This is a genomic window from Sphingomonas epibiotica, assembly GCF_039615155.1.
GTDB lineage: Bacteria > Pseudomonadota > Alphaproteobacteria > Sphingomonadales > Sphingomonadaceae > Sphingomonas.
In genome coordinates, this window is sequence record NZ_JBDGHY010000007.1 from 157,439 (window position 1) to 169,427 (window position 11,989).

Genomic DNA, 11,989 nt, shown 5'->3' on the forward strand with positions numbered 1-11,989 from the left:
ACGGTCGCCGTAGGACGATAAGAGGAAAGCGAATGACCGACCTACCCCGTGTGTCGGTGGTGAGTGCCTTCTACAATCGTGGCAGCCGGGTGAGGAATTCAGTCGGCAGCGTGCTGGCGCAGACCTATCCGAATCTGGAAGTCGTGATCGTCGACGATGGGTCGACCGACGATACGCTGGCACAGCTGCAGGCGTTCGACGATCCGCGGCTGACCGTCATCTCGCGCGGCAATCGCGGCTTTGTCGCATCGATCAACGACGCGATCCGTGCCAGCAGCGGTGCCTTCGTCGCCATCCACGGATCGGGCGACCTGTCCTTTCCCGATCGCGTCGCGCGGCAGGCGCAGGTGCTGATCGACGACCCGGCGATCGGCGTGGTCGGATGCTGGGTGGAGGATGACGAAACGGTGGGGGACGGGACGCTCGTGTTCCGCCCGCCCGCCGGATTGCCGTTCCACGAAGCGCTGCTGACCCGCAACCTGTTCACCCATGGCGAGACCATGTTCCGCCGAGCGCTGTACGATCAGGTCGGCGGCTATCGCGAATTCTTCCGCTATGCGCAGGACCGCGACCTGTGGCTGCGCATCTCGCGCCATGCCGATTATGCGATCGTGCCAGACATCCTCTACCGGCGGTTCAAGCCGGCGGGCGGGGTGAGCGCCGATCCGCAGAAGCTGGTGCTGCAAGCCTATCTGTCGGACTTCGCGGTGCAATGCGCGCGGGCGGTCGACCGGGGGGAGGCCGATCCGCTCGACCGGCACGGCTATCTCGCGCCGTTCCTGCGGCAGCGGCCCGAGGTGCTGGGCCGCAAACTGGCGTGGTTCGGGGCGCGGCTGATGGTGAAGGGCGATTTTGCGCGTGGCTGGCCGGTAATCGAGCAGGCGCGCAGCGAGGCGGGAAGCTGGCAGGTGCGAATGATCCACGCGCTGGCCGGACTGCACCGGTCGCCCTTGCTGTGGGAACGGATCGGCCGGCCGATCCTGACCCGGCGACTGGCATTTTTCCGCCAGTCGGACGAGTGATCGGGGGCGGGACGGCCCTGTGCGACCGTCCCGCCCAGTTTTCAGCGGATCAGGATGCTGCCGAGCACCGGCACGTCGGCCGCTTCGAGACGCGGTAGCAGTTCGTCGAGCGCGGCGAACGGCGTCTGGGTGCGTTCTACCACCAGCAGCAGCCCGTCGGCGCCGCGCGCGATCGCCGCGACCATTTCGGGCGGCTGGTGACCGGCGTCGATGATCGCGAAGCGATGCCCCAGCCGTATGGCGCGAATCTGTTCGACCAGCGACACGCGCTCGACGGTTTCGGGCAGCGCATTGATCGCCGGGCCGGCCGCGATCAGCGAAAGATTGGGCACCGGGGTTTCGACCACCGTCGCCGCGCGATCCTCGGCACCCGACAGCAGCGAGGTGGCGCCCTCGGCCGGGTCGACCGCGAACAGGCTGTGATGGGTCGGCGCGGCGAAATTCGCATCGACCAGCAGGCCCGGCTGGCCGAGCTGCGCGACGAGCGTCGCGAGATTCGCGGCGACGCCCGGCGCATCGTCGGTACCGACCGCGGCGACGACGATCACGCGCAGGTCGCCGCGTTCCAGATCCTCGATCGCGAACAGGCTGGAGCGCAAGGCGCGCAGCTTCACGGTCAGCGCATTGTCGGGATCATAGGCGGCAACGACCGCGCGGCTGACTCCGGTGGCGTCGGGATCGATCAGCGTGCCCGCCTCCGCCCGCGTCGCGAGCGTACGCTGCACCTGTTCCGGCGCGACCACGCCGAGATCGACCACCGCTTCGGTGAAGCTGGCGCCGGTGCGGGCGCGATACGCCTCGATCCGGTCGAGCTCCTCGCGGCCCAGCCGGTTGGCGTCGATCAGCGCGGTTTCGACGTCGCTGTAGCGATCGGTCGCTGCCCGCGACGTGCTGGAACGCAACCTCATGCCGATGCTTCCTTTCCGGCGAAACCAACATGGACCGATCCGCGGCTGAGATCGACGAGCACCGGCAGCCCGGTCGCCCGTTCGAACCCGTCGATGGTGCGGACGCGTGGCCGGCGCCATTCGAGGAACAGCGCGAGCATCACCCCGGCGAACACGCCGCCGACGATGCCGAGCAGCAGCCGCAGGGCGACGTCGGGGCTGGATGGCAGCGTCGGTGCGGTGGCGCGGTCGAGCACGCTGACATTGGTCTGCGGGATCTCGCTCTGCAGGCGAACTTCGTTCAGCCGCGCGGTGACCGCGTCATAGGCGGCGCGCGCCGAATCGACGTCGCGCTGCAACACCGCCATCTCGTCCTGCGCGCTGGCGAGGCGCAGCACGCGCTCGCGCTGGGCCGCGACCAGACCGCGCAGATTGGCCTCGCGCGCGGAGGCGGCGGCGCTGTCGGTGCGGACCGCATCGACGACGGTGCCGACCGCCGCGCTACGCCGGTTGCGCAGTTCGGTGATCTGCGCCTGCGCGGCGACGACCATCGGGTGGTTGGGGCCGAGCGACTGGCGCAGTTGCTGCAATTCGGCCGACTTGCCCGCGATCTGCCCGTCCAGTCCCTGCACCACGGCGGATTGCTGCGCCGAGGACGACGACCCGACCGAGGTGTTGGCGCGGGCGCGTGACTGTGCCGCTTCGGCCTGGGCGGTGGTCATCTGCTGCGACAATTCGCTCAGCTGCGCCTGTTCGATATCGAACCGGCCGGCACCGACCAGTCCGCGCGCCTGCTGGAAGCTACTGAGGCGACGCTGCGCTTGTGCGAGGCGATCGCGCGCCTCGTTAATCTGCGACTGGAACCACTGCGAATAGACACGGGCCGGGTCGATGCGCAGCTGCAGCTGCGTCTGGACATAGGCTTCGGCAAAGGCGGTGGCGAGCTGCGCGGCCTTTTCCGGGTCGGCGCTCTTGTAGTTCAGCGACAGGACGTTGGTCGACCGCGTCGTCACGACCTCGAGCGGGGCGACGAGCCGGCGACCGATCCATTCGCGCAGGCCGATGCGCTGTTCGCCCGATTCGCGGTAACGCTGGATCAGGTCGGGGTCTTTGTCATAGCCGAGCTTCTCGGCGACGCGCTGGGCGACGACGCCCGACCGGATGATGTCGACCTGCGTACCGAGCACCGATGCCGATGCCTTGGCAGCGCCGCCGCCGCCCGCGACCGGATCGGCCTGTTGCAAATCGAACAGCAGCGTCGACGACGCGGTGTAGGTGCGCGGCGACTGCCATGTCCAGATCGCGACGGCGAGGATGCACGCCAGCGCGACCAGTGCGATCAGCCGCCAGCGGCTCTTCAGCGACTCGAGATAGTCCCAGACGTTCATTGCATGGTTCCTTCGTCGGCGGCCGGCACGGGGGCAGCGCCCGTCCGCGTCGTCACGCACATCGACAGCAGCAATTGCGGCGCAAGCACGTCGTCGAACGCCAGGCGCTGCGACCCTTGCTGCATGCGCCCAAGGGCAGGCGAGAAGCTGTCGATCAGGTCGGGCACCAGCGCCGGGTCATGGCCGTCGCGGATCAAGGCGTCGGTCAGGTCGGCGACGGTGAATTCGAGATGGGTGGCACAGGCCCGCGCGAAGCTTTCGAGCAACGCGATCGGATAGCGACGTGCGGCGAGCAGTTGCGAGAACAGTTCGTCGTCGCGCGGATTGGTCGTGCGCCAGATCGCCTGTGCGCGACGCAGCCCCTCGGTCATCGCCGTATCGTCGACCTCCTGCTGTCCCCGGTCGATCGCGACCAGGCACGCCTGCAGGCTGAATAGCCGCATATGATAGGGCGAACCGCAGGCAGCCCAGCGCAGCGCCTCCAGCGCGTTCGGGGCGATGGTCAGGCCGATGGCGTTGCTGGTCAGGCGGATGAAGTTCTTCACCTCGGCATCGGCGATCGGCTTCAGCCCGACCGCGGTCAGGTGGCGGCGGACCGAGGCGTGGACGTCGATCAGTTCGCTGACGTCGCCGGAAATGCCGACGAACAGCAGGCGCACGCGCGAGCGCATGTCGGACAACAGTTTCAGCAGCAGCGCGAGCTGTGCCTTGGTCTCGGTGTCGTCGAGGCGGTCGAATTCGTCGAGGATGAAGACGACGTCGTCGCGGTCGGCACGGGCCAGCAGCGCGGCGACCGCGCGTGGCGTGGGCGCGGCCGACAACAGGTCGATCGCCTTGTTATATTCGTCCGCGCGCAGCCCGAACGGAGCGGGGCCAAGTTCGTGGAGATAGGGCAGGATGACCTGCCCGAAATCGCCGGTGCCGGCGCACGACAGATAGATGATCGTGGCGCCGCGCGCATCGGCCATGTCGCCGAACACGCGGACCAGCGACGTCTTGCCGCTGCCGCGCGGGCCATGGATGACGGCGTGCATGCCCGATTCGAGCACGGCTTCGCGCAGCGTCCGCAATTCGGCTTCGCGCCCGAACAGGTCGCGCGGATTGTCGACCGGCTGATTCGCGCCGAACAGACGGACGGCGAGCGCGCGGGTGCGCTCGATCCGGCGTTCGGGCGACAGTTCGGGGGCGGCGGTCCGCGCCGGCGGTGTCGGCGCGCGCGGAACCGGCGGGCGCGACGCCTGTGCCGCGACCTTCAGCGGGCTGGGCAGCATCCGCCCGGTATCGCCATTGATTCTGCGCAGCAGCAGGCGGACATGCGCCATCAACCGATCGAACATTCCGCCTCCTTCCCCACGGGCCGGCCCCGGCCTGCCCGAACCTTGCATCGCATAAACGTCATCAATTGCCTATCGGTTCGAATGCGGTAGCGCATGCTTCGGCAGAGCGGTGTCCGGATAGCGTTCGGGGTGCAGCAGCCGTTCGCCGATCCCGTCCCAAGTCGGAAAGGCGCGCGGTGCCACGCTGCCCGCTGCTGCCAGCGCATCGCGTATTGCCGCATGGATCGATACCGGGTCGTCGTTACGATATCCGAAACGCGATGCGATATCGCCCTGCGCGAAGTCAGGGCAAACCGCTGGCAGGCCCAGATATTCATACTGGGCGAGCTTCAGGCTCGATTCCGCCAGATATTCGACCCCCGCAGCACGCTGATAGGGCGCAAGGCCGATCGTCGCATGGCGCAGATAGGGCAGCGTCGCACGGAACGGCATTTCGTCGTGCAGGATCACGTTGGGCGGGCAATCGAACTTCGCGCCGCTGCCGATCACGTGGAACTGCACGTCGGGAAAGGCGGGGGCGGCGATACGAAAGAAATTCTGGTCGAACAGCATCGCCCCGACCGACACGGCGTTGATCGTGCCGGGCGCATAGGGATTGGTGCCGTCGTCGACGAAATCGTCGGGATCAATGCCGAAACCGATGCGGGTCAGCCGGTCGGTCGCCCAGCCGAAATCCTCGGCCATCACGCTGGAGCGCAGGCTGACATGATGGACCAGCGCGCCGTCCACCTCCAGCCGCTGCCGGACATAGGGGTGGGCGCCGACGGTATCGAGCCGGTCGGTCGCGTAATAGATGATGCGCGCGGTGGGATTGAGCCGGCGCATCCGCCGCAGCATGACCGCCGCGACCGTCGCCTCGACCACCAGATAATCGGCCTCGGCGAACATCCGGTCGACGTCGCGATTGGGCAATTCCGCATAGAGCGGGAACAGTGTCCCCATCACCTTGTCGCCCAGCTTCGAGCCGGTCGCGAAGGGGTGGAAGGCGGTACGCCAGAGGTAACAGCGGATGTTGTCGACCGTCTCGAACCGGTTGGCCCGATCCCACAGGAACAGCCGCGAATCACCCTTGCGCCGCGACAGCCGGCTGAACCGCGTCGACAGGAAGGTGACGTCATAGCCGGTATTGGCCAGCGCCTTGGCGATCGGATGGATGCTCGCCCGCTTGGCGGTGCGATAATCGTGAAAGGCGGACACGAACACGACCCGTCCCTTGCTCATGTCGCGCTCCCTGTAGCGTGCTGCGCCTGTCATCGACCCGCGCCTCTGGCCACGCAATGGCTTGCCATTTGCGCGGGGTCAATGGTGCGGAGGCGAAATGATGCCGCAATGCAGCATAGGGATATACTTGTCGAGCCGGCGTGGTTAGTTACCCCGTTTGTCGCGGTGACGGGACGCTGTCCTACACCGCCGGCACGCGGATCGTAACGGGTGCGTCCGGGTTTTGACCGGACCGCCGGAAAGTCATAGAGCGGATGGCCGGATGCGCCGCATCCGACAGGGAGTTCGGGGAATGAAGGGTCCAGTCGCCATCGCCGCGACCGCTGGCGCAGTCGGCCTTGTCGTGGCCGCGGCCCCCGCGCAGGCGCAGGAAAACAAGTTCGACCTGTCGCTGGCGGTGGTCGAAACCTATGACACCAACATCCTGCGTCTGGGCGAACAGCGCACCAACGGGCCGACCGACAATCTGTCGATGGCGCCGCGTGTGACGCTGGACTACAGCCGGCAACTGGCGCGGCAGCGGATTTTCGCCAACGGCTATGCCGGCTATGTCTGGAACGACCGCTTCCGCTTTCTGAATCGGCAAGATATCGCGCTGATCGGCGGCGCGGACGTGCGCGTCGGACCGAAATGCCGCGCGACGGTCCAGGGCGGCTTCTTCCAGGCGCAGTCCGATCTCGAGGATCTGGGCGTCGTCATCAGCAACGTCGCGACGACCCAGGATTATTCGATCAACGCCAGCTGCCCGCGTCCGGCCGGCTTCTATCCGCTCGCCTCGGCTGGATATTTCAAGGTCGACAACCAGCGCCGGCAGGAGCGGAACCAGAACACGGTCGATGGTCGCGTCGGCATCGGGTACAGCCGCCCCAGCCTCGGCACGGCGCAATTGTTCGGTGCCTTCTCGACGATCCGGCGCGCGCGCGTGTTCACCACGCCGGAAGGGCCGATCCGCGACGTGACGCAGGTCCGCTCGGCCGGTTTGCGCCTCGCCCGCGACGTCGGTACCCGGATCAAGGCGAGTGCCGAGGTCGGCTACACCTCGGCCGATCCGGCATCGCCACAGGCGTCGCCCTTTAGCGGGATCACCTATGCGATCGACGCGTCCTATACGCCGATCTCGCGATTCGTGCTGTCGGCGGGCTATGGCCGGTCGGTCTCCGCGCGCGGCAATCTCGGCACCAGCTATATCCTGCGGCGGCAGGCCGATTTCAGCGCCCGGCTGACGGTCAGCCGGAAGACGTCGTTCGGTGCCGGCGTCCAGTTGTCCGAGCGCGATTATCGGGGCGAGGATCCGCTGTTCCTCGCGCAGCCACGCGGTTCGGATACCCAGCTTACTGCGCAGGCCGATGTCCGCTACCGCCTGGCACAGCCGATCACGCTCGAACTGGCGACCCGCTACCGGCAGCGTACCGCCGAGAATGATTTTTACGATTATGACAGCTTCTCCACGACATTACGGGCGTTGCTGCGCATTTGATGGGAAAGGATAAGGGGATGAAGGCGTTCGTCAGTCTGGCCATCGCGATCGCGATGCCGTGCGCCCTCGTGCAGCCCGCGGCGGCGCAGGCGACATGGGATGGATATCGGTTGGGGGCCGAGGACCAGATCGAGGTGTCGATCTATGGTCAGGGCGGTTCGGTGACGAAGACCCGGATCAAGTCCGACGGGTCGATCACCCTGCCGCTGGTCGGCCGGGTCGAGGCATCGAATCGCACCACGCAGGCATTGGCCAGCGCGATCCAGGAACAGCTGCGCCGCGGTGGGTACGTCAACGATCCGATCGTCAACGTCGAGATCGTCGATTACGCCAGCCGCACCGTCACCGTGCTCGGCGAGTTCGCCAAGCCGGGGATCGTGCCGCTCGACCGCCCGACCCAGTTGAGCGAACTGGCGGCACGGGCCGGCGGCCTGCGCGAGGGTGGCTCGGACATCGTCGAACTGCGTCGCGGCGGCAAGGTCACGACCTACAGCCTGACGCAGATCGCGCGCGGGCAACAGGCCGATATCGCGATGCAGCCGGGCGATGCGGTCTATGCGATCGCGGCGCCGCAATATTATGTCTATGGCCAGATCGGCAATGCCGGTGCGTTCGCGATCGCGCCGGGCATGACCATCCGCCAGGCGCTGGCGCGCGCCGGCGGCCCGACGCTGTCGGGGTCGGAGCGGAAGGTGACGCTGTATCGCGGTGGGCGTGAGCTGGAGGCCGAACTGGCCGCGCCGGTGCTGCCCGACGACGTGCTGTTCGTGCGCGAGCGCATTTTCTGACCGGGGCGGCGGACGTTCCCGGGGAGCGTCCGCCGGTTGGTACGCACCGGCGCAGCGATCGATGAGCGACGACAGCCGTATCGAGGATCGCGATCCGGTGGCACGCGCCGGCCCGCCGGGGTCGATGAAGCGCACCCTGGCCGCCGGGGCAGGGTGGACCACCGCGCTGCAACTGACGTCGAAGGCGATCGAGCTGGGCTTCACCGCCGTGCTCGCCCGCATCCTGTTCCCGCATGATTTCGGCGTGATCGCCGGCGCCACGATCTTCATCGAACTGGCATTGTTGCTGGCCGAAGTCGGGATCGGCGCGACGATCGTGCAGATGCCGGGGCTGACGCGCGACGATCTGCGCGTCGCCGGCACGCTCGTCGTCCTGAGCGGCATCGGCTATTTCCTGCTCGCCCAGCTTCTGGCACCGCTGGCGGGCGATTTCCTCAACATCGACGGGGTAACCGACGTCCTGCGCGTGCTGGCGCTGGTATTCGTCCTCCAGTCGTTCGGCATCGTGCCCGAAAATCTGCTGGTCCGGCGACTCGATGTGCGACGGGTGATGATCGCGCAGGTGCTGGGCCGGATCGTCGGCACCGGCGGGGTCGGCATCCTGCTGGCATGGCTCGGCTGGGGCTATTGGGCGCTGGTCGCTGCGGCGCTGTTCGAAACCGCGTTCAAGGCGGGGTGGCTGGTCGCGATCGTCCGCCCGCCGATGCGGCCGCTGCTGACGCGGGCGGGCGTTCGACGGCTGATGGGGCGCGGGGCCGGCTTTTCGCTGGCGCGCATCCTGAATTTCTTCGCGTTGCGCTCCAATAATCTGGTCGTCGGGCGGACGATGGATGCCGCCGCGCTCGGCATCTATTCGCGCGCGTTCAATCTGATGAGCGTGCCGTCCGAACTCTATACCCGCATCGCCGAACGGCTGGTGTTTCCCGCCATGGCACAGGTGCAGGACGATGCCGTGCGGCTGCGCGCCGCCTTCCTGCGCGGGACCGAACTGACCGCAGCGATCGGCATGCCGATGTCGGCGCTGCTGGCGGTGCTGGCTCCGGAGGTGATCGATATCATCCTCGGCTCGCGCTGGGCGGCGGTGATCGGGCCGTTTGCGATCCTGTGTTCGGCAAGCTATTTTCGCCTGGGGTCGAAGATCGGGGGATCGTTGCAGCGCGCCAGGGCGGCGACGGGGGCGATGATCTTCAATCAGATCGTGTATCTCGGGATGGTCGTCGGCGGGGCGTTGATCGCCTATCCTTACGGTATCGAGGCAGTCGCATTGGCAGGGAGTATCGCGGTGGTGGCGTCCTATTGCATCATCAACGTCAGCGCCTGTCGCATCGCCGGCGTCGACCTGCGCGCGTTCGTTGCCAGCCACGGCCATGGCCTGTTGCTGGCGGCGTTGAGCGTCGCGGTCGTGCTGCCGGTCGTGACGCTGTTGCGAAACGCGGCGGCGCCCGCGCTGGTGACGGTCAGCGTATCGGGGGCGGCGTTGCTGGTCATGGGACTGATCCTGTTGTGGCGGCGGCCGCGCTGGTTGCTGGGAGAATTTCTGGTGTCGCTGATCGATTCTGCCGCGCGCTCGATCGCCCGGCGGCGGCGGGGGGCGGCGTCGTGAGGCGCGCGCCATGGCTGCTGGCCGCGATGCTGCTGGTCGCCGGCTGTAGCGGGCAGAGCGATGCCGAACCGAAGGACCCACCGCGCCGGCCAGCCCCGCCGCCGAAGTTCGGCGTCAACCTGTCGGGTGCGGAGGGTCGCGAGAATGACGCGGCGCGCCCGACGCTGGCGGATGTCCGCAACGCCGTCGATCGCCTGCGCTTCGGCCTGATCCGCTATCCGTTCCGACCCAGCCGGATGACCGCCGACCGGGTCGACGAACTAAAGGCCATCGCCGCCTTCACCCGCTCGCGCGGCGTGCCGTTGATCCTCGACAATCACAATTCGCGCTGGAACCCGGTCGGCGAGCAGATCGCCTTCTGGACCGATCTGGCGCGGCAGTTTCCCGATGACGGGTCGGTGATGATCGATCTGGTCAACGAACCCGGCAATGTCGAGTGGATGCATTGGGCGAGCGAGGCCAAGGCGGTGATCGCCGGGTTGCGTCGGGGCGGCGTCCGCCATCCGATCCTGCTGCAATGGCCCGGCTGGTCGGGCATCCAGCGCTTCGACAAGCATGAATCGGCAGACGGCGCATGCCAAAGCGCCGGCTGCGCGCTCGACCGGACGCCGGGGCCGCTCGATCCGATCGACCGCACCTTCCTGAACGGCCATCGCTATTTCGATTCGGACGGTTCGGGGACCAAGCGCGACTGCACCAACGACAAGGGCGAGCCGCGCACAGAAAGCGGGTTCGACCGGTTCGCCCGGCAACTGCGGCGGCGCGGCCTGCGCGGGTACATCACCGAATCGGCGTTCGGCAGCTATGCGGCGATCCCGCCGGGCTGCATGGCCGTGGGCGCCGATGCCGTTGCGCAGCTGCGCGCCAATAGCGACGTGCTGCTCGGCGTCACCTGGTGGGGTGGCGGCCGGATGTGGCCCGACCGCTATCTGTTCAAGATCGAATGTCCCAAGAACGTTCGGTTCACCTGTCCTCCATCGGAGTATCAACGGATGCTGAATCCGGCCCTTTCGACCAGCCCCGGACCCATGCCCGGCCCCGATCCTCGCACCGGCCCGACGGAGTCGCGCCGATGAGCGCCGAACGGCCGCTGTCGATCGTGCATGTCGTCCGCCAATTCCATCCGGGGATCGGCGGCATGGAGGAATGCGTGCTGCAACTGGCGCGCTATCAGCAGCGCGACGGACATGGCGTGCGCGTGGTGACGCTCGACACCATCTTCGACGAAGATGCCGCGACGAAACTGCCGCACCACGACGCGATCGACGGGATCGAGATTCGCCGCGTCGGCTGGAAGGGGTCGAAGCGCTATCCGGTCGCCCCCGGCGTGCTGCGCCACCTGAACGGTGCGGACATCGTCCACGTTCATGGCGTCGATTTCCTGTTCGATTATCTGGCGCTGACCAAGCCGATCCATGGCCGGACGCTGGTGCTGTCGACGCATGGCGGGTTCTTCCACACCCAGTTCGCCGGCAAGATGAAGCTGCGCTATTTCGCGACGGTCACCCGCACCGCGATGCGTGCCTATGCCGGGACGGGTGCGTCGAGCCAGCAGGATTACGACCGGTTCCGGCAGATCCGTCCGCGCAATTTGCGGCTGATCGAAAATGGCGTCAGCCTCGACAAGTTTCGCGGGCTGGCCGATCCGTCGGCGCGCACGATGCTGTATTTCGGGCGACTCGCGCCGAACAAGGGGCTGTTCGATCTGCTGCCTTGGTTCGCGCAGGCGCGTTCGATCGATCCGGCGTGGCGGCTGGTGATCGCCGGCAAGCCGATGGGCGTGGAGCCGGGCGAATTGCGCGACCGCGCCGCCGCCGCCGGCATCGCCGACGTGGTCGAGGTGGTGGTGACGCCGAGCGACTCCGAAATCGCCGATATCGTCGGGCGCTCGTCGGTCTATGTGTCGGCATCGAGCTATGAGGGCTTCGGGCTGGCGGCGATTGAGGGGGCGTCGGCGCATCTCTATCCGGTGTTGAACGCCATCCCTGCCTTCGAACGGACGATCGAGACGATGGGGTTCGGCCGTATCGTCGATTTCACCGATGCCGCATCGGGCGCGGCGTTCGCACGCGACTGGCCGACGATCGCCCGGCCCGATTCTGCGGCGCTGGATAGCCTGCTCGACGCGCGCTTCGGCTGGCGCGGGCATGTCGATGCGTTTTATGACTTGTATCGCGCTGCAGCGAAGTAAAGATGTGGTAACGCTTTTACCGTATCGCCGCCTGAACGGTCGCATCGCCCCGGACTTGCGCCGCAAGCGCAACTG

General features: G+C 67.3%; 10 protein-coding genes. 6 read left to right on the plus strand and 4 right to left on the minus strand.

The window, feature by feature from the left end:
* Positions 1-32 precede the first annotated feature (32 nt).
* Positions 33-1,022: a glycosyltransferase gene (locus AAIO73_RS14990; RefSeq protein ID WP_345879000.1), complete on the plus strand. Its 990-nt coding sequence runs from the start codon at positions 33-35 to the stop codon at positions 1,020-1,022.
* A 41-nt stretch (positions 1,023-1,063) separates the two neighbouring features.
* Here the strand turns inward: AAIO73_RS14990 and AAIO73_RS14995 are convergent, their stop codons facing one another.
* The 4 genes from AAIO73_RS14995 to AAIO73_RS15010 all read right to left on the minus strand — a co-directional run bounded on the left by AAIO73_RS14995 (position 1,064) and on the right by AAIO73_RS15010 (position 5,855).
* A complete protein-coding gene (locus AAIO73_RS14995) occupies positions 1,064-1,930 on the minus strand; it encodes a P-loop NTPase family protein (RefSeq protein WP_345879001.1) in 867 nt (288 codons plus the stop codon).
* A complete protein-coding gene (locus AAIO73_RS15000; protein WP_345879002.1) occupies positions 1,927-3,297 on the minus strand; it encodes a GNVR domain-containing protein in 1,371 nt (456 codons plus the stop codon). The genes AAIO73_RS14995 and AAIO73_RS15000 overlap by 4 nt, the downstream gene beginning before the upstream one ends.
* Positions 3,294-4,634, minus strand: coding sequence for an AAA family ATPase (locus tag AAIO73_RS15005; RefSeq protein ID WP_345879003.1), 1,341 nt, complete (start codon positions 4,632-4,634; stop codon positions 3,294-3,296). Before AAIO73_RS15005 ends, AAIO73_RS15000 begins: the two co-directional genes overlap by 4 nt.
* Positions 4,635-4,703: 69 nt before the next feature.
* Complete coding sequence (locus AAIO73_RS15010) at positions 4,704-5,855, minus strand: GumK N-terminal domain-containing glycosyltransferase (protein ID WP_345879004.1); 1,152 nt, start codon at positions 5,853-5,855, stop codon at positions 4,704-4,706.
* Positions 5,856-6,147: 292 nt separating this feature from the next.
* On the opposite strand from AAIO73_RS15010, the gene AAIO73_RS15015 reads away from it, so the two are divergent.
* The 5 genes from AAIO73_RS15015 (at position 6,148) to AAIO73_RS15035 (ending at position 11,914) form a co-directional block, all read left to right on the plus strand.
* Positions 6,148-7,332, plus strand: coding sequence for an outer membrane beta-barrel protein (locus AAIO73_RS15015; RefSeq protein ID WP_345879005.1), 1,185 nt, complete (start codon positions 6,148-6,150; stop codon positions 7,330-7,332).
* A 17-nt stretch (positions 7,333-7,349) separates the two neighbouring features.
* Positions 7,350-8,120, plus strand: a complete 771-nt coding sequence (locus AAIO73_RS15020; protein ID WP_242118185.1) for an SLBB domain-containing protein — start codon at positions 7,350-7,352, stop codon at positions 8,118-8,120.
* A gap of 61 nt (positions 8,121-8,181) precedes the next feature.
* Positions 8,182-9,723 (plus strand): lipopolysaccharide biosynthesis protein, encoded by a 1,542-nt coding sequence (locus tag AAIO73_RS15025; RefSeq protein WP_345879006.1) that lies wholly within the window; start codon positions 8,182-8,184, stop codon positions 9,721-9,723.
* Positions 9,720-10,799 carry a cellulase family glycosylhydrolase gene (locus tag AAIO73_RS15030; protein WP_345879007.1) on the plus strand — a complete coding sequence of 360 codons (1,080 nt, stop codon included), beginning with the start codon at positions 9,720-9,722 and terminating at the stop codon, positions 10,797-10,799. The genes AAIO73_RS15025 and AAIO73_RS15030 overlap by 4 nt, the downstream gene beginning before the upstream one ends.
* Positions 10,796-11,914, plus strand: a complete 1,119-nt coding sequence (locus AAIO73_RS15035; RefSeq protein WP_345879008.1) for a glycosyltransferase family 4 protein — start codon at positions 10,796-10,798, stop codon at positions 11,912-11,914. Before AAIO73_RS15030 ends, AAIO73_RS15035 begins: the two co-directional genes overlap by 4 nt.
* Positions 11,915-11,989: the final 75 nt, after the last annotated feature.

Bases quoted from the DNA above. Each gene is read 5' to 3' on its own strand.
- AAIO73_RS14990 (WP_345879000.1), top strand. From the start codon at position 33: ATGACCGACCTACCCCGTGTGTCGGTGGTGAGTGCCTTCTACAATCGT.
- AAIO73_RS14995 (WP_345879001.1), bottom strand. From the start codon at position 1,930: ATGAGGTTGCGTTCCAGCACGTCGCGGGCAGCGACCGATCGCTACAGC.
- AAIO73_RS15000 (WP_345879002.1), bottom strand. From the start codon at position 3,297: ATGAACGTCTGGGACTATCTCGAGTCGCTGAAGAGCCGCTGGCGGCTG.
- AAIO73_RS15005 (WP_345879003.1), bottom strand. From the start codon at position 4,634: ATGTTCGATCGGTTGATGGCGCATGTCCGCCTGCTGCTGCGCAGAATC.
- AAIO73_RS15010 (WP_345879004.1), bottom strand. From the start codon at position 5,855: ATGAGCAAGGGACGGGTCGTGTTCGTGTCCGCCTTTCACGATTATCGC.
- AAIO73_RS15015 (WP_345879005.1), top strand. From the start codon at position 6,148: ATGAAGGGTCCAGTCGCCATCGCCGCGACCGCTGGCGCAGTCGGCCTT.
- AAIO73_RS15020 (WP_242118185.1), top strand. From the start codon at position 7,350: ATGAAGGCGTTCGTCAGTCTGGCCATCGCGATCGCGATGCCGTGCGCC.
- AAIO73_RS15025 (WP_345879006.1), top strand. From the start codon at position 8,182: ATGAGCGACGACAGCCGTATCGAGGATCGCGATCCGGTGGCACGCGCC.
- AAIO73_RS15035 (WP_345879008.1), top strand. From the start codon at position 10,796: ATGAGCGCCGAACGGCCGCTGTCGATCGTGCATGTCGTCCGCCAATTC.